We start from the raw sequence: 17,723 nt of genomic DNA, 5'->3' as shown, positions 1-17,723 counted from the left end.
GACACGCTCCTCAAAAACGTCCGTGACAAAAGGGAGACCGGACTCGCGCGGCAGCTCAACTGCTGCACTGACGCACTTCGAATCCTCCTCTACCGTAGTCACGTTGCTCTGCACGGCGATATCTCTCGTCTATGCGTTGGTCGAGCTCCGTTCTAGAGTTTTCGGGGAGGCGTCGATACTACGGCATTTGGTAGTTGACGCACCTGCTTGTACCCGGCGAAACACCGTGCCAATCCTATCAAGCTCAGCGCTAGCACCGGCTCATGTGTGACAGGCGCTTCTGCCATGCAGCAGCATGCTAACGTGTTGCAGGCCGCTTCGGCAGCAACACGAGCCACATCGTGCCCCGGCTCGTAGTGTAGCTCGGCAGTAGCGAAGCCGGGCGCGAGCGCGCCCTCAACAGCGCTGTAGCGAGCGAGCGGCGTAGCGGGCGATAATCGGCGTTCTTGATGTCGGGGCCGCTTTCGGACCGCTTCTGAAGCGTCTCGACCAATTATGACTGAATGAGGATCAAGGTCTCGAAGCCGACGGCGGAGGACATTACAGTCTGTATGTGGGACCAGACTAAGCCGGTTCTCCCCTGTTAGGCCAACAAAAGTTTGCCAGACAACTGTGTGCGGGGAGATGCGACCACAGGATCTGTCGAAGCTGCGTAAGAATAGGCGCCTAGACTCGTCGACCGGGTCCACACGAGGCCCGCCTTTATGCAGTCTCAAGAGGATCGACATTCGCTCACGCGCTTTCAGGCGGTTTGCCGACCTCCAGTCAGCATGCGGACGCCTTTGGATGGGCATATTCGCACGTCCTACAAAGCAGAAAGCCATCCGTCCCATTCATGCGGTCGACGATTTGGCTAAAAACTGGCCCGTCAAAAAGATCTGCGTATTCGTCGCGCAGAAGATTGCCCAATACGTGGCGCCGTTCAAAATCCATGCAGCAGAGCGTAACGTCACCGTTTGGGAGAAGAACATTCCGATACTGCCGTCCGTCAACGCATGTCAGCGCGCCGACGACTGGCTGCCGTGGTTCGACGACCTTCGGATCGACGCTTCCACCCCTGCTGCTCAGAGGCCGCGCGCGAACTAGCGCTTCGGCGGGGATTATCCCGGCGATATCCGGATGGACCTCGCCCAGGACTATAAACCGAATCGAGGCGATGTCTGTGTCGACCACTTGACGCATCAAAGCGAGATACTTGTCTCCGACAAGACGGCTATTCATGTATGCGCCATCATCAAGAACATGGACCACGAATACCGTTGCGCGCAGCGCTTGCAAGCGGTGTAAATCAAGCCGCTTCATTCCTACAAGCGTCGTGAAAATCCGGATGCCATGGCCTCTGGCGTAAGCGTGCTCGACCATTTCGGTGCAATCAGGATTGAGCCAAGGCTCGGAGTACCCGGCGAAACTAACGTCGACGGAAGTTGGTACGCGCGCCAGGCATCGCTTGAAATCTTCAAGACGAAGATGCTTCACATGAGAAACCGCTCTTTGCTGATGGGCGAATTTGTCCTGCGGACAATAAGAACATCCGACGATGCAGCCGGTGGTCGTCGTTATTTCTAAAACCCGGCCGTTCGGGATGGCAGAGCCAAGTTCCTGGAAGATCATCGGATATGCCTCCACTTTTCTTTGGCTGATAATCACGGATATTCAAGTAACACATTACATATTTAGTTCAGCTGAGCATATTCGCATTCTAGCTCTTATATTGAAATATGCCACTTGTGATACCGGTATATCAACAAGGCTTTTAATATCTCGATAGTAATACTCTCCGCGGATTTCGATTTCCTCGGCAAATATCAATAGGCCAAAATTTTCCAAATGAACTCAGCTTCGCGTTGGGCGGCAATCAACCCCCGGCTCCATCGGTTTGCTGGGCGGCCCTCGCACCTACTTTGGGCGCTTCGCCGGCGGGCAGAACGGCGAAATCGCAATCTGTCGAGCGTCAGCCGTTGCGGAAGGTGTAGCCGTACCCGTTGATGGCCGGCCCGCCGCCGAGATGCGCGTAGAGCACCCTCGATCCCTCTGGAAAGAAGCCTTTCTGGACGAGGTCGATCATCGCTTGCAATGCCATAATACGGGTACGCGTACTCCTCGAGCAACACCACGTCATCCTCGACGAGTTCCGTTTCGAGCGCGACGAGCGTCGCTGTATGTTGGGCAATACTTAGCACCTGCGCCTTTGTTTGGGCGGGGGTGGCGGAGGCATCGATACCGACCACATTGCGCTGTCGACCGTCCTTGGCAAATCCGACGAGCATGCCGGCATGTGTTGACCCCGTGACCGTGCAAACGACGATATAGTCGAAGGCAAACCCAAGCTGTTTTTCCTGGGCGCGCACTTCCTCCGCGAACCCCACATAACCGAGGCCGCCATATTTGTGAACTGAGGCCCCGGCCGGTATTGCGTAGGGCCTGCCGCCCCTTAATTTGACTTCATCGAGCGCCTGTTCCCAACTGCGGCGGATGCCGATGTCAAAGCCCTCGTCGACCAAGTGCACCTCTGCTCCCATTATGCGGCTCAAGAGAATGTTACCGATCCGGTCGTAGACGGCATCCTCATGTGGTACCCAGCTCTCCTGAACCAGGAGACATTTCATGCCGATCTTGGCGGCGACCGCGGCGACCATCCGCGTGTGATTGGACTGCACGCCGCCGATGGAGACAAGCGTATCGGCATTTGACGCGATCGCGTCGGGGATGATGTATTCGAGCTTGCGCAGCTTGTTTCCGCCGAACGCGAGACCGGAGTTGCAGTCCTCGCGTTTGGCGTAGATTTCCACCTTTCCCCCCAGATGCTTGCCGAGGCGGTCGAGTTTCTCGATGGGCGTGGGTCCAAAGGTGAGCGGATAGCGTTCGAAATTTTGCAGCATGTTTTTCCAGCAACACGTGATCGAGTTGAATTGAGCTATGCACCCAGCCAGTCCAAGAGGCGGTTTGATTTGACGACAGCTGCGCTATGAGATGTTGGAGAAGAGCCTCATCATCATTTCCAGCGCCTCGCACGGCGACGAAGCAGCCCGCATCCCGGCGTGCTGCGACGGCTCTCATGCCTACGGAACCCAAATAGCTGCATCTCGCGCCATTAGACGTCCCGGAATGCGGTCACCTCTGCCCATGTCAATCACACCTATTCTTCAACGATCCGCCCAAGGTTCGTGGTTCATCGAAAGTGGCGGGAATCCGAGCTCTGATCTTGTCACGGCCGCGCCTCAAGGGAGCAGCAGCGATATAGCTAGCATGTGATTTTGGAGCGAATCTGCCGAGTCACTCGTCACCTCATAATGGTCTGGCGATTGGCATCCAACGTCCTCGCAACTGCCGAAATGCTCAGCCCTTTGCCCAGCTTCGCGAGCGAAACCCGACCGCCAGATCAGAAAGAGCACGCTACCGAAATACGCCAGCTGAAGGAGCAGCGAACAAGCCAGCGTCGTGACCACTACTGTGCCGATGGAATGAGAAGCGAAGTAGACGGTCAGTGCGGTGCTGCACAGCACCAGCCCCAGGACGCGGCAAAACATTCTAAAGGGCAACGCCGTTCTCCTGGTTTTGTCTCCTCAGATCATGCTGCGACCTGGTCGGCCGCAACATGGGTCTGGCAGTTCTTCGGGCAGACGCGGGCGCAGGCTCCGCAGCCAATGCAGCGGCCGGCATGATCGACGACCATGATCATGCGATTGAGCTCGCCATCGAAATCGTCATCCTCGTCGCAGGCGCCGAGGATTTCACCCGCGTCATCGACGCCGTAAAGATGCATGACCTCGCGAGAGCAGACTTTGAAACAGCGGCCGCAGCCGATGCAGGTCGTGACGTCTATAGCAGTGAGATATTCCGGCACCCATCCGGAGCCGTCGCGGGTGATAAATGTGTTCGTCATCGTAACTTCTTCATTGCAGCGAGCGCTCTCTTGGCACCATCCAACTCGGCAAAAACCGCCGACGTTTCCTGAGCAACTTCCTCTATCTCAGTCCATTTCCCGGGAGATCCTCTGCAAGGTCGCAATTGCATTTTGGCAACTGCCGCGCGCAGCTGAAGCTTTCGGACTTTCGTTCCCATCTCATCCAGCTTTGACATAGATCCTTCCTTGAAATCGGTGTCTTCACGCCCGTGCCACGTCGCGATAGGCTTCAATGGCTGAGGTCGCATCGTCGACCAGTTTCGTACCGGCCTCCCCGAGTTGCCGGAACGTCCCGAAGTCGAACCAATGGACGTCTGGACAGAAAGACGAACTGCCCGACCGTGAAAAGCACTGGCCCGAAGTCCTTAGGGTTTTCATCTCCACGATTGGCGATGTCACCGGACGGAAACGCTCCGCAATCGCAAGCCCGACTGCGGTGGAAAACATATCGAGCCTCCACAGTATGTCCGGATCGGGGTAGCCCATGCCACGGATCGCTTGGCGCTTTCCTGGTGACGATGAAGTCGGCCAGCAGCGTGGCGTCCGATTTGCCTTCCCATAAGCAGTAGGACTCCTGAGCACGGATCAGCCGCACCAGGCATTTGACGAACGGGGTGGCAAGGGCCGCCTCGTCCGCGTTGACAGCCGGGCTGACCGCGGCATCAGACATTTCGCCCTTCTCCTTATTTCAGTCCTCTTCCTCGAAGCACGATGTCCGTTTTCTGGGACCCCTACTTCGGGCACCCTTGCGCAGCCGACGCGCGGCTCGGGGCGGCCCATTCCACGCAATTGATGTCCTCGTGGCTGACTTTGAACACCTGCTCGACTGCGAGATCTTCCACGCGAACTCGCGTCGAACATCACTTCCGCCGCAATGCGGCCACAGGTCATGAAGATTTGAGCCTCGATCCTGCTGCAAACGATCGACCAAGTGCTGCATGGACCCTCCTTGCTGCGGTCCCAGGGAAATGGACGTATTGGCCAGTAAGCCACTTCGACCAATTACCCTTTTTTATCTTTCTTCCTCGGCCGACCGCGCTTTGGCACCTTCGGGAAACTGTTTTGCGCAGCGGCAAAGAGACCGCCGCAACAAGCCTTCGCACCCCTGTACTTGGCGAGGGCCTGCAGCAAATCCGGCAGATGCTGCTCTTTCAATTCGGCCGGGACAGGCTCCGGACGGTCCAGCGACGTCAGTGCCAGTTTGACCAACTCGATCGCGCGATCATTGTTGCCGTTCTCGTGATAGTACCGGGCGACCGCGGGATAGGATCGGAACTTAGGACTGTCGCCTTGCGGGGGATTCAGCGCCAGGATGTGTTCGGACAGCTCCTTGCCCATCGCGAAGCGCTCAGCAGGGGGAAGGCGCGAATGGTCATTGGCCGGATGGAAAAGTTGGTCTAGCGCCGAAACCATCCAATCCTCGGAATTTTTGTCGATCGCGTCGCGAACCAACTGGCGCATCACGGGCAAGCCGGTCCACATGTCTTGTATTTTGTGAAGCAACACATGTGCATGGGCTAGGCGGAAATTGAGGTCGTCCGGCATCAAGGCGATGCCCTCTTCGATCGCCCAGAGCGCCGTCTTCCAATCTTCCAGCTTCACCGCCGCCCAGAACCTGTCATCGATCGGCTTCTTCAGCGCTTGTCCGCGCGCCAGGGGTTCGCTTGTGGCAATCCGCTGCTGATCGGCGGCTTTCGCTTTGTTGCTGGTGGGCCAGCTGCCGTTGAACACTTTCGGCAAAACCTCATCGAGTTGGCTCGGATGACCGATAAAGGCGATGTGGCCGTCTCGGTCGACCACGAACGCGGTCGGAATCCCGACAGAAAAGCTGGGTTCCCTCCAAAGCTTCTTCATTTCGCCTGTGAAGTCGAACCCAATCCGATGATTCAGATCCGGGCACTTTTCGGCCAACCACGCGTCCAACTTGGTCCGGGCCTCGACGGCCGTTGGAGCGTCTTCATCAGCCGCGATCCCGACGACCTCAAGTCCGCTGTCCTTGTATTTCTCCTGTAGCTGCATCAGCTCGAGCATCTCCGCCGCAGATAGTTCGCACCAAGTTGCCCAAAATTCGACGATATAGACTTTGCCGGGCTGGAAGTCCGCAAGGGGCTCGCCACGCAGCCAGTCCTCCACTTGGATCGAAGGAGCCGGTGACCCCATCCGCAACATCACCTTGCCCTCCAAAGCTGTTGCCAAAGGTTGCGTGACCTTATGCGCAAGCTTGTTCCCCTTTTGAGATGGGGCACGAGGGTTCAACGAAGGGAGAGCATTGTTCGTCTTGCGCATCTGCGTGCAGTCAGCCTTCACTCAGTGTTGCTGAATCTCAATTCGCAAAGGCCGTGCCAACGCGCTCAGCGTGCTGTAAACGCTTGATCATGCTTTGAAAAATTTCTGTGGCGCCCAAGATCGCCGGTTGTATTGGACGCGACATATTTTCCGCCACTGTCGGGTCTTGGACACGCATCACCCGCTTCCCGTCGGCGCAGAAGCGTGGCCACCGACGTCTCGACATATAGGGACGAGCAGATGCAGGACCGCTTGGCTACCGCCAGCCTCGTCATCATCGTCCGCCTCAAGCCTTGCTTGAGCTTCTTGTCGTTTCGGTCGCTCAGGTGGTAGCGCAACGCCATTGCGATTGCAGGCGCCGCTCCATCCGAGCATCGCCTCTGCCCTACCTCTTCCGCTTTGCGCTTGAATTCCTGGTGGCGACGCAGGAGTTCTTCACGACGGCGCCGGTCATGTCCGGCTGCGGGTCGCGAGTACCGTCATCGCCGATGATGACCGTGGGGAAGAGGGCCAGGATGAGTGCCGGCCTGTGCCGGGCCGGTGAACTCTCCCGGATCCTACTTTTGTTGTTCTGTGTCCCTGTGTGCAGGCCCTACAGGGACCACCTGGTGCGAATGTGAGCGTTGTCGGAATTGGCCGGCCTGAAGGCCGCTAGGTCGCCACGCGATGGGCCAAGGCAGACTGAAAACGCCGAAGATGCGGCCGCCCTCGCCGCTGACGGCTACCATCCCAGGCGATGCTACGTGATTGATGCCACCGTTCGCGCCGAGGGCCGGCAAGAGCCCGACCGTCGGACTCGAAGGTCGGTGCCTTGGCCGCTGCACGGTCGTTGCCGTGCATTTCCCGGCCAGTGGTGAAGGAAATCGTGATAACGCCAATACGACGCGGGTATGTCCGAACGCGGCCTGCCGCGCTGAAACGACTCTCTTTCTCGACCTGACGCCGGCTCGAGTATTGGTGTTTTGAGCGCATTGAGGATGCCTGGGCTTCTGCCCGGCCGTTTGTCTGCGCGTTACGGGTTGTCTCGGCGAGCAGACACCGAGCGCGTTAGAGGCGTCCGGGGAATGTTCTTCGCGACGGCGCTTGCAAGTTGCTCATGAGCTTCGCGAAACCTGCTCGTTTGCGGCGACCTCCTCCGACTTGGTATCAGGGTAGGTGGCCAGCGGAGTAGAGCTTTGAACAGCATCGGTGCTACTTCAGAACCCGTCAGCGGGCCAAAAACAGCGGCAAAGGCGTGCCAACTATCCATCTTATCACGCTACCGGAGAGCCGCTCGCGCAACCAGCGGCTGCCATAAGCGCCCATGACGATCACGTCGGCAGACGTGTCGATTGCGTGCTGCGCTAGCACCTTGGCCACCGGTTTGCCGCGGCTCGCCAGCCGGTCGACCCAAAGCCGAGCACCGTGCCGAGTGAGATAGGCAGCGATGTCGGCTCCCGGCTCGGCGCCGTTTCCGGTGCAGGTCGCCTCCGGATCGACGACTGCGACACGAACTTCCTCAGCACCGGCTAGCAGATGCAGCGCTTCTCGAATCGAACGGGACGCCTCGACTCGCGAATCCCAGCCGACCAGCACGCGCCGTGGAGACAGAGTCGCCTCAGCGCCCTCCGGTACGACAAGCACCGGCTTTCCCGTGTCGAACAAGCTGCCGTTGATAACAAGGGGTCCGAGACTAGTCTCGTTGAGAAGTGCGGGGCCGACGATTGTCAGGTCGGTGCAGAGCGCCCGCTGTCGCACCGCGTCACCGACGCCAGCCTTGTCGCAGTGTTCGGTGTCGACATCATAGCAGCGCCACGTGGCTCTCAGCACTTTGTGAATTTCCCTGCATGTCTTTTCCAGGTTGGCCATCTCGTGTGAAAATTGTTCCTGTGCGGCAATGTGGTGTGCGCGATGTCTAGACCACTCGGGGATGCCACCGCCCAACGGCGGAGGGGACCCAATAAGCGGAGGCGACATCAGGAGCGGCGGAGGCGATATAATCAGTACGGAAAGATACGCGCCGACCTCGGCGCACAAGCGAGCAGCTATTGCGACGTCCTGATCGGAATGGTCAGCTCCCGTCACACTGAGTATTTTCTTGAAGGCCATCTGACTGCTTCCCCCTGAGATGTCGGCCCGTAGCGCGTTTCGAGCCGCAAGACTTGCCTTCCAACGAAGACGGAGAGTGGCACACCATCCGTTCGCGATTCAGTCGTCCAGCTTCTCGAGCGAGTAGCCGGCAGACCTGACAGTACGAATGACGCTACCTGGCGAGGCAGCCTTCAGCGCCTTTCTGATCCGGCTGATATGGACGTCGACAGTGCGTTCACCGACATGGATATTGTCCGGCCAGGCCGCGTCGATCAGCTCGTCTCGGCTGAAGACCTTGCCGGGAGCCTCAAGAAATTGCCGCAGCAGGTTGAATTCGAGAGGTCCGAGGTGGATGTCGTGGCCATTGCCGCGAACTCGGTGGGCATCGAGCTTCATCTCAAGGCTGCCGCAGCAGAGCCAGCTGCCATTTTCGATCCCGTTTGAACCCGGCTTCGGTAGCGCCAGCTTCGTGCGTAGATAGTCGAGCAGCATCGCCGGCGTGAAGGGCCGCACAAAGCTCTCGTCAATACCTGCCTTCAAGAGATCGAGCTGCTGGTTTTCGGCGCCGGGCGCGATCAGCGCAATAACCAGCAGGCCTCTGTTCCGGAACTCCGCCTTGAGCTGGGCACAGATGGTAGACCCTGTCGAGCTTGCCGGCTGGCAGTCCAGCACCACGGCCTGCGGCTCCCGTTCACTGGCTAATGCCAGCGCTTCCTCCACGCTTCTGGCCAGTTCAATCCTGAAGCCATCCACCCCCAGAATGTGGCTGTAGTACAGATACAACTCCGCATCTTGCGAACAGATCAGTACCCCTGGCTTCATCAGCGCTACCCCAAGAACCATATCGGCCTGGACCGCCTCAATTGAGAGGGCTGGCCACCGCATGTCCTCAAGACCTGACATGATCCCCTCGATCGAAAGTCGGTTGCATCACGCCCGCGCCACCTCGGGATGAGCCTCAATGGCTGCGGTGGCATCGCCGGCCAGTTTGGTACCGGCCGCGGCGAGCTTCCAGAACGTCTCGAAACCGAACCGGTGGACGTCGCGCAGGGTCTTTGACAGAACGACCAACCGCCCGGCTGTGAAGAGCACGCGCCCGAAGCCCTCATGGCTCATCTCCATCATCGGCGATGCCATCAGGCCCGTGCGCTCCTCAATCGCAAGCCCGACGGCGGTGTAGAACTTATCGAGCCTCCACAGCACGTCCGGATCGGGATCGCCGATGATTGGAATTGCACGGCGCTGTTGCCTGGTGATGATGAAGTCGCCCAGCAGCTCGGGGTCCGATTTGCCTTCCCATGACCCGTGGGAATCATTGGCACGGATCAACCGCACGAGGCATTTGACGAACGGGGTGGCAAGGGCCGCCTCGTCCTCGGTGGCGGCAGGGCTAACAGCGGCTTCAAACATTTCGGCTACTCCTCAATTCAGCCCTCGTCCTCGAAGGAGGGTTTCTGTTCAGCGACACCTGCCTACGCCAGCACCTTGCGCAGCCAAGGGGGAGGACACGTCCTGAGCATCATCTGCGTGCGCAACAGCACCTCTTGGATGGTCTGGGGCTGCGGGACTTTGATCGGATGGATCTTTGCGGAAACAAGTTTGGCTGCCGAAGGTCCGCCGATCGCCAGACAAAACAGGAGATGACAGCCCTTCAGCGCCTCCACCTTCGGGGTGATGCGGTCATCGCCCTCAGTTCGGTGCTTCCCGCTCTCGCCGGAAACGTCATCGAAGGCCACGGCTTCGACGAGCTTCCACTCCTCGCGCATCACGTCGTAGACAGCAAAGCGCCTGGCCGAGCCGAAATGGGCGTTGATGTTCTTCATGTCCTGCGTGGCCATTGCCACGCGCAATGCGCCGGCTTGGCGTTCCGGCGTCGGTGCGTGAACCTCGTCAGTGACGAGCGAGAGGCGACGGACGGAGCTCATCTGGCATTTCTCGCTTACGGAGTGGATCAAGTGCCTCAGGCGTCGGCGCGTGCCCGTTGGCTTCGAAAATGTTGGCAACCTCGAAGATCAGGTCGCGGGTCCCTTGGTACAGGATTGTGAGCTTGTGCTGGGCCCCGAGCCGGTCGAAGATCGGGAAGCCGACCCGCATGAGCGGAATGCCGAGGCGCTGCGCCGCCTGGCGGCCGTGGGAATGAGTAACGAAAAGATCAGCGCCGGCGCCAAGCGCTTCCAAATCGCTGAGATCCCCGATTTGAACCGACTGCGCCGGCACTTCCTCCAGAATTTTCGACATAGCGGCCGTTGTGACCGCCGCCGCGATTTCGGAGCCCATGGCGATGAAGAAGCTCGCGAGTTGGTAGAGTTGGTCTGGTTCAGCAGCGATCGCAATTTTCTTGCCTCCAAAATGGAAATGTCCGTCGAGCAACGCGTCCTGCAACTGCGCCCGGCGACGGCGCACCCCAGCCGGCGCTGCCGCGCCCGAAACTGCGGACAGCAGCGAGACGAACCGGTCGGCGTCCTTCAGTCCAGTCAGCGACCGGAACAGCACGTAAGGCACGCCGGTCAACCTCTGCAGCAGCTCGGCCGGGCGGCGCATATGCTCACCGATGACGATGCATTGCTCGGCCGTGCCAAGCTCACGGATATCCTCGACACTGGTGCCGCCATAGGTGGTCGTGACCCAGCGGTCGGGCACCGTACCGTCGAGCGAGCCGGAGATGTCCGGCAGAATTACCGGTTTGAGTCCAAAGCTTTCAATCATCTCACGCAAATGCTCGATATCAGCCACAGTGAGGTTCCAGCCAGGCAGGATCACGATCTTGTTGGACTGCCGCGCCTGCTCGCCGGGCCGCGTAATCCTTTCGATCATCGCGGTGACAGCCTTGGCCCAGCCCTCTTCGATCGCGCCGTCGAAATCCGGTGTGTTGGCTAGCACCACCTCCGTACCCGCGAGCTCTTCCATGCGCTTCAGCCTGATATTGGCGACATCCCCTGCGCAGTCGTCGCCCCGGGTTTCCACCAGCGCCGTCGTGCAAACCCCGATCAGTGTTGGCCTTGTGCGGGCCTTGAGGTTGAGGATCGCCTGTTCCAGATGGTCCGCCCCGCCCAGGATCGTCGCCACCTCGTCCATCGCGGTTGTCTGCAAGGGGATGGCTTCCTTGAAATGCCGCACGAAGAGCACGAGCGTGAAACTGGTGCAGCCCTGGCTGCCGTGGAACAACGGCATCGCGCCGTCGACGCCAAGAAAGGCCAAGGCGGCACCCAAGGGCTGCGATGACTTCAGCGGATTGACCGCCGCCGCTTTGGTCTGGGGAAGGATGCGGACCATCGGCTCTCCTCAACACTCGCCGAAATCACCGGCCGTCGTGCCGGCGAATTCCTGGACAACATGCAAGGTCGCGGTCTCGCTTTTCGTGCGCGGAAGTTCCTGCCTCACCGCAGGCTGGCAATCCCATGGTGCCGGTTCCCGCACCTGGCACCAGATGGGGTTTTGAATGGCCAGGTCGATCTGGCGTACGAGTTCCACCATGCCGTCATAGCCGGCGTAAGGATGTTGGCGCTCCTGGTTGATATCGAGCCAGGGTGTCTTGGCCTTCAGAGCGATGAATTGCGTGCGCCCGCCTGATAGCAGGATATCGGCCTTGTGTTCGGAGAGCATGGCGTAAAGCTCGCGCGCTGCCATCTGCTCGAATATATGGTTGTCGTCCTTGAGGATCTTCTTGATCCGCTCCTCGTCTTCGACGGTCGACTTCTTGATAGAGGTGCCGACGATCTCGATCCCGATCTCCATCAGCGCATGGACGACCGACCAGGACTTCACGCCGCCGGTGTTGAGCAGCACGCGCTTGCCTTCGAGCCTCGGCCGGTAGGCGGCTAGCTTCTTCCAAGCGATCGCCTCCTCCTCTGCAATCAACGCCTCGGTGCGGCCGAGGAGCTCCGGATCAGCACCCTGCTTCACGAGCAGCTCAGCTATGTTCCGGAGTGCATCCGAGGTATCGGTGATGCCGTAGAAGGAGCCTTCGAAGAACGGGATGTCCCAGCGCTCTTCCATCTTGCGTGCCAGATTGATGAGCGCGGTCGAGCACACCATCATAGCCGCCCGGGCGCGGTGCGCGCCGGCAATGTCGACGTAACGTGCGTCACCCGGAATGCAGGCGCGCACCCGGATCCCGAGCCGATCCAGCAGCGGCTTCACCAGCCAGAATTCGCCCGAGAGGTTGAATTCGCCAAGAATGTTGATGTCGTAAGGGCCGGAGTCGTCGGGCTCGACCGTGCCGATGACATGCTCGAGCAACGCCTCGCCGGCAAGCTTGTTGCCGAGATTCTTGGAGCCGACGAAGCCCGGCGCATTGACCGGCACAACGGCCAAGCCGAACTTTTCCGCCGCGCGCTTGCAGACAGCCTCGATGTCGTCGCCGATCAGCGCCGTCACGCAGGTCGAATAGACGAAGATCGCCGGGGGCCCATACGCTTCCTTGATCTCGCGGATCGCTTTGAAGAGCTTCCGCTCGCCCTGCCCCATCACAACATTGAGTTCGGTGAGGTCGGTCGTGAAGCTTGTGCGCCACAGCGTTGGCCCGGACGAAGCCGCACCGCGGTTGTCCCAGGAATTGCCCTCGCAGGCGAGCGGCGCATGAATCAAATGCGCAACGTCGGTGATCGGCTGCAGCACGATCTTGGCGCCATCAAAGGCACAGCCGCCGGCCGCCGCCCCGGGGGTCAGTGGCTTCGAACAGCCCTCCTTGCGCGCCTTGGCATCCTTGCCGCGGTTCTTTTCGCAGGCAGGCTCGTTGAAGACATCCTGAGTGTTGGCTCTGAGCAAGGACATTGCGTCGGTCTCCAAAGTCCCTCGGGAAGACGACCGGCCTAACCGAAGAGCCGGCCGCCATGCTTAGCGGGTGAGGTCATACGAATAGTCCGTCACGCCCGTCTCGCTTGTCTCGCGATCGAGCTTGTCGAAGATCTTGTCGAGGATCGTCGTCAGGACGCGCAATCCGCCTTGGTAGCCCATCAGCGCAAACCGATGATGATGGTGGCGGTCGAAGATCGGAAACGTCAGCCGGATCAGCGGCGTGCCGGTGTCGCGCTCCAGATACTTGCCATAGGAGTTGCCGATCAGCAGGTCCACCGGCTCGGTGAAGAGCAGTGAGCGCATCGCCCAGAGGTCCTTGCCCGCCCAGACTTGAGCACCGTTGCCGAAGGGCGATGATGCAAGCAGCTCCTTCAACGCCGTTTCCCACGCCGAGGTGCCGTTGGTGGCGAGGCAATGGGTCGGCTCGCCGCCCGTCTCCATGATGAAGCGGGCCATGGCGTAGACAAAGTCCGGATCGCCGTAGATGGCGTATTTCTTACCGTGCAGCCAGGATTGGCTGTCCGCCATGGCGTCAACAAGTCGACCGCGCTCCAGGCGGATTGCCTCGGGGATTTGCTTGCCGGAAATCGCGGAGACCTCCATCAGGAAGTCGTCGGTCGCCTGGACTCCGAGCGGGTAATGAAACGAGGCAGTCGCCTGCCCTACCCCCTCGCAATACTCCAGTGTTTTTCGGGTGTTGTAATGTTGTAGCGAAAGTGTCGCCTCGGCGTTGAGTGCCTTCCTCACGTCTGCGATCTTCGTGCCGCCGTCGTACATGCGGTATTCGCCGTCGGACGGCGTGTCGAACTGGTCAGAGGCGTCTTGGATGAAAGTATAGGACACGCCTATCAGATCGAGCAGGCGCTTGAGTTCCCGGTTGTTGCCAACACAGAAGCCGTCGAAACCCGGAATGACGTTGATGGTCCCCTCGGCTTCCGTTCGCTCCTCGCCTTTCCAGAAATGCTCCAAAATCCCCTTGAGCGTGACGTCGTAGCCATCGACATGACTGCCGACGAAGGCCGGCGTATGGGCGAAGGGGACGTCGAAGTCGCGCGGGACCGAGCCTTCGTCCTTGGCGTTCTCGATGAAGCTGTGCAGGTCATCGCCAATGACCTCCGCCATACAAGTGGTCGAGACGGCGATCATCTTCGGGTCGTAGAGTTGATACGTGTTGGCGAGTCCGTCGACCAGGTTCTTCAGGCCGCCGAACACTGCCGCGTCCTCGGTCATCGAGGAGGAAACCGCCGAAGCAGGCTCCTTGAAATGGCGCGACAAGTGCGAGCGGTAATAGGCGACGCAGCCCTGGCTGCCATGGACGAAGGACATGGTTCGCTCGAAGCCTGCGGCCGCGAACACCGCGCCGAGCGGCTGGCAGGCCTTGGCGGGGTTCACGACAAGCGCTTCGCGAGCAAGGTTCTTTTCGCGATATTCCCACGTCTTGGTGAATTCGCCTTGGTCGGTAACGATCTGGTCCGGGTGAGGACATTCGAAATTCAGCCTCTTCTCGGCGAGCATCTGCCTGTATTCCGGCTCGCGGAACAGGGGCGCGTGGTCGAGAACTTTTTCAGCCGACTGCGGCATGGGTGGTTACCTCTTTCCATCTGGCCCGCCATACGGCGGCACAGGGACGTCGAAACGTTTCAAGTCTCCCGCGGACAAAGGGCCACAGGCGTTTAACGGCCTCCCGGCTTACGGGAGGCCAGGGCTTCATTCAGCTGCGATCGCTGCCGACGGCTCGGCTTTTTTCTTCCAGGGGGCGTCGTAGAGGTTCCAGACCGGGTTGTTGATGGCCAGATCCATGTCGCGGGCGAAGATGGCGAAGCCGTCGTAGCCGTGATACGGGCCGGAATAATCCCAGGAATGCATTTGACGGAACGGTATGCCCATCTTCTGGACCGGGTATTTTTCTTTGATGCCGGAGCCCACGAGATCAGGGCGGATCCCCTCGATGAACTTCTCCAGCTCGTAACCAGTCACGTCGTCATAGATCAGTGTGCCCTTCTTCACGTAGTGGCCGGTGCGCTGATAGTCGTCGTTATGGCCAAATTCGTAGCCAGTGCCGACGATCACCATGCCCAGGTCCTCATATGCCGTGACGACGTGACGGGGGCGCAGCCCGCCGACATAGAGCATCACCGTCCTGCCTTCGAGGCGCGGCCGATACTTGGCTATGACCGCTTCGACCAGCGGCCGGTATTTGGCGATGACCGCCTCGGCCTTGGCCTCGATTTCCGGCCCGAAGTGCTTGGCTATCTTGCGCAGAGAGGCTTCGGTCTGGGAGGGGCCGAAGAAATTGTACTCCATCCAGGCGATGCCATACTTTTCCTCCATGTGCCGGCAGATGTAGTTCATCGACCTGTAGCAATGGATGAGATTTAGCTTCGCCTTTGGCGCCCGCTCTATTTCGGCCAGCGTAGCGTCGCCCGACCAGTTGCCGACCACGCGCAGGCCCATCTCCTCAAGCAGGATGCGCGAAGCCCAAGCGTCGCCGCCGATATTGTAGTCGCCGACCACATTGACATCGTACGGGCCGGCCTCGAACTCCACTTCCTTCTTCTCGAACACCCAGTCTCGGATCGCGTCGTTGGCGATGTGGTGGCCGAGGGATTGCGAGACGCCGCGGAAGCCCTCGCAGCGCACCGGCACGATTGTCTTTTCGTGCTCCTTGGCCTTGTTGCGGGACACAGCTTCGGTGTCGTCGCCAATCAGGCCGATCGGGCATTCGGATTGCACAGTCATGCCCTTGTTCAGCGGAAACAGTTCCTCGATCTCGTCGATGATCCGTTCGAGCTTCTTGTCGCCGCCGAAAACAATGTCCTTCTCCTGGAAATCGGAGGTGAACTGCATGGTGACGAACGTGTCGATGCCGGTCGTGCCGACGTAGTAGTTTCGGCGTTGAGACCAGGAATATTGTCCGCAGCCGACCGGGCCGTGCGAGATATGGACCATATCCTTGACTGGACCCCACACCACGCCTTTCGAGCCGGCATACGCGCAGCCGCGAATCGTCATCACGCCGGGGATGGACTTGATGTTCGATTTGACCTCGCATTCGGAAAGGACCTCGCTTTCCTCGCCAGCCTCGTCGGCGCTCTTTGCGACGTTGAGGTGCTTTTTGCGGCGCTTCGCCGACTTGTCAGGATATTGCGACAGCACTTCCTCGATAAGCCTCGCATGGAGGCCACCGTCATTCTCGTATTCCAGGCTCATGGGACCCCTTTCAAGGTTCAGGGTGACGCCTCACCGACGAGGCGCCGTTCTTTGAAAGGCGCACCAGGTCAGGCGGCGCCTCATGTAGGCAGCAGTCGCTACTGTGCGGCAGTCTTGGCCGCTTCCTTGACCTGAAGCTCGGCAAGCATCTGCTCGTCGGTCTTCATGATGCCGAAGTCGAGCAGCATGTCCTCGAGCTCCTCCATGGTGATCGGGGTCGGGATGGTGCCCTGGCCCGAATTCCCGTGAATCTTCTCGGCCAGCGCCCTGTATTCCCCGGCCTGCTTGGAGTCCGGCGCATACTGAATGACAGACATCTTCCTGAGCTCGGCGTGCTGGACGATGTTGTCGCGCGGCACGAAGTGGATAAGTTTGGAATTGAGCCTGGAAGCAAGCGCCTCGGCGAGGTCGAGCTCGCGGTCGGTTTGGCGCTCGTTGCAGATCAGGCCGCCGAGCCGCACGCCGCCCGAATGGGCGTATTTCAGGATGCCCTTGGCGATGTTATTGGCGGCATAGAGCGCCATCATCTCGCCGGACATGACGATATAGATTTCCTGGGCCTTGTTCTCGCGGATCGGCATCGCGAAACCGCCACACACCACATCCCCGAGCACGTCGTAGGAGACATAGTCGACATCGTCGTAGGCGCCGTTCTCCTCGAGGAAGTTGATCGAGGTGATCACGCCGCGGCCGGCGCAGCCGACACCTGGCTCCGGTCCGCCCGACTCCACGCATTTGATGCCTTTGTAGCCGACCTTGAGCACGTCCGCGAGTTCCAGGTCTTCCACCGAACCTTCCTCTGCCGCGAGATGCAGGACCGTATCCTGCGCCTTCGCGTTCAGGATCAGGCGGGTGGAGTCGGCTTTGGGGTCGCAGCCGACGATGAGGATTCTCTGCCCGAGGTCGACCAGGGCTGCGAGCGTATTTTGGGAGGTGGTGGACTTGCCGATGCCGCCCTTGCCGTAAAAGGCGATCTGACGCAAACCTGACATGTAGCTTTCCTTCCTTCGTTCCCATTCATCGCGGCTGCCGCGACTTGAATGCCGGTCGGGCAGCTGTAGCCGCCTCGCACCTAAGGATCTCAAGACTCATGCCAATTTGGCTGATCCAACCGAAGAATAATTTCATGGTTGCTTTTCAGGGGTTTAGCTTGAGTTCCAAGAAAGGATCGTCGGAACAGCCCGTGTAGCGGACGCGACATTGGCGACACAAAGCGTCGGATCGCGATCCTCAGTCACCGAATTCGTTTGCACCGCGTCGTTGTGTTGAAGTGGACGAACAGCATCTCAACCTACTTGCGGGAAGCTGCGAAACTTTTTGTGCCAGCGAGCTGACGTGCTTCGTCTCGCGTGTCCTCGTCGAGACTGCGTAGAATCCTGCGCGCGACGCTGGCATACCATCGGTCCGCGGCCACTCATCCGGTGCCACAGGCGGATGGTCCCGCTATATCAGCAAT

14 protein-coding genes and 2 pseudogenes are annotated in these 17,723 nt (G+C 59.6%); all 16 read right to left on the bottom strand.

The window, feature by feature from the left end:
- Positions 1-765: 765 nt before the first annotated feature.
- The 16 genes and pseudogenes from NKI69_RS06395 to nifH all read right to left on the bottom strand — a co-directional run bounded on the left by NKI69_RS06395 (position 766) and on the right by nifH (position 17,259).
- Positions 766-1,611: a radical SAM/SPASM domain-containing protein gene (locus NKI69_RS06395; protein ID WP_352720514.1), complete on the bottom strand. Its 846-nt coding sequence runs from the start codon at positions 1,609-1,611 to the stop codon at positions 766-768.
- A 340-nt stretch (positions 1,612-1,951) separates the two neighbouring features.
- Positions 1,952-2,879: pseudogene (locus NKI69_RS06390) on the bottom strand (1-aminocyclopropane-1-carboxylate deaminase).
- A gap of 339 nt (positions 2,880-3,218) precedes the next feature.
- Positions 3,219-3,527 carry an exopolysaccharide production repressor protein gene (locus tag NKI69_RS06385; protein ID WP_352720736.1) on the bottom strand — a complete coding sequence of 103 codons (309 nt, stop codon included), beginning with the start codon at positions 3,525-3,527 and terminating at the stop codon, positions 3,219-3,221.
- 41 nt (positions 3,528-3,568) lie between these two features.
- Positions 3,569-3,883 (bottom strand): ferredoxin III, nif-specific, encoded by a 315-nt coding sequence (fdxB, locus tag NKI69_RS06380; RefSeq protein ID WP_352720512.1) that lies wholly within the window; start codon positions 3,881-3,883, stop codon positions 3,569-3,571.
- Positions 3,880-4,080, bottom strand: coding sequence for a CCE_0567 family metalloprotein (locus NKI69_RS06375; protein WP_352720510.1), 201 nt, complete (start codon positions 4,078-4,080; stop codon positions 3,880-3,882). Before NKI69_RS06375 ends, fdxB begins: the two co-directional genes overlap by 4 nt.
- A 25-nt stretch (positions 4,081-4,105) precedes the next feature.
- Positions 4,106-4,574 (bottom strand): annotated as a pseudogene (locus NKI69_RS06370) (DUF269 domain-containing protein).
- Positions 4,575-4,906: 332 nt separating this feature from the next.
- Positions 4,907-6,073 (bottom strand): TlpA disulfide reductase family protein, encoded by a 1,167-nt coding sequence (locus tag NKI69_RS06365; RefSeq protein ID WP_502900156.1) that lies wholly within the window; start codon positions 6,071-6,073, stop codon positions 4,907-4,909.
- A gap of 1,323 nt (positions 6,074-7,396) precedes the next feature.
- A complete protein-coding gene (locus NKI69_RS06360) occupies positions 7,397-7,999 on the bottom strand; it encodes a universal stress protein (RefSeq protein WP_352720506.1) in 603 nt (200 codons plus the stop codon).
- 378 nt (positions 8,000-8,377) lie between these two features.
- Positions 8,378-9,163, bottom strand: coding sequence for a response regulator transcription factor (locus NKI69_RS06355; RefSeq protein ID WP_352545596.1), 786 nt, complete (start codon positions 9,161-9,163; stop codon positions 8,378-8,380).
- 27 nt (positions 9,164-9,190) lie between these two features.
- Entirely contained in the window at positions 9,191-9,670 is a 480-nt protein-coding gene (locus NKI69_RS06350; protein ID WP_352607311.1) for a NifX-associated nitrogen fixation protein, read from the bottom strand.
- 62 nt (positions 9,671-9,732) lie between these two features.
- Positions 9,733-10,185: a nitrogen fixation protein NifX gene (nifX, locus tag NKI69_RS06345; protein WP_352720504.1), complete on the bottom strand. Its 453-nt coding sequence runs from the start codon at positions 10,183-10,185 to the stop codon at positions 9,733-9,735.
- Positions 10,151-11,533 carry a nitrogenase iron-molybdenum cofactor biosynthesis protein NifN gene (nifN, locus tag NKI69_RS06340; RefSeq protein ID WP_352720502.1) on the bottom strand — a complete coding sequence of 461 codons (1,383 nt, stop codon included), beginning with the start codon at positions 11,531-11,533 and terminating at the stop codon, positions 10,151-10,153. The genes nifX and nifN overlap by 35 nt, the downstream gene beginning before the upstream one ends.
- A gap of 9 nt (positions 11,534-11,542) precedes the next feature.
- On the bottom strand, positions 11,543-13,033 hold the full coding sequence (gene nifE, locus NKI69_RS06335; RefSeq protein WP_352720500.1) for a nitrogenase iron-molybdenum cofactor biosynthesis protein NifE: 1,491 nt from the start codon (positions 13,031-13,033) through the stop codon (positions 11,543-11,545).
- Positions 13,034-13,096: 63 nt separating this feature from the next.
- Positions 13,097-14,638 carry a nitrogenase molybdenum-iron protein subunit beta gene (nifK, locus tag NKI69_RS06330; protein WP_352720498.1) on the bottom strand — a complete coding sequence of 514 codons (1,542 nt, stop codon included), beginning with the start codon at positions 14,636-14,638 and terminating at the stop codon, positions 13,097-13,099.
- A gap of 126 nt (positions 14,639-14,764) precedes the next feature.
- The gene (gene nifD / locus NKI69_RS06325; RefSeq protein ID WP_352720496.1) at positions 14,765-16,267 is read right to left on the bottom strand and encodes a nitrogenase molybdenum-iron protein alpha chain; all 1,503 of its coding nucleotides are present in this window, start codon (positions 16,265-16,267) and stop codon (positions 14,765-14,767) included.
- Positions 16,268-16,365: 98 nt separating this feature from the next.
- A complete protein-coding gene (gene nifH / locus NKI69_RS06320; protein ID WP_023763052.1) occupies positions 16,366-17,259 on the bottom strand; it encodes a nitrogenase iron protein in 894 nt (297 codons plus the stop codon).
- Positions 17,260-17,723 lie beyond the last annotated feature (464 nt).

The sequence above is a fragment of the Mesorhizobium sp. M0491 genome (assembly GCF_040321265.1).
Classification (GTDB): Bacteria; Pseudomonadota; Alphaproteobacteria; order Rhizobiales; family Rhizobiaceae; genus Mesorhizobium.
This window is presented reverse-complemented; position numbering and strand designations above follow the sequence as displayed.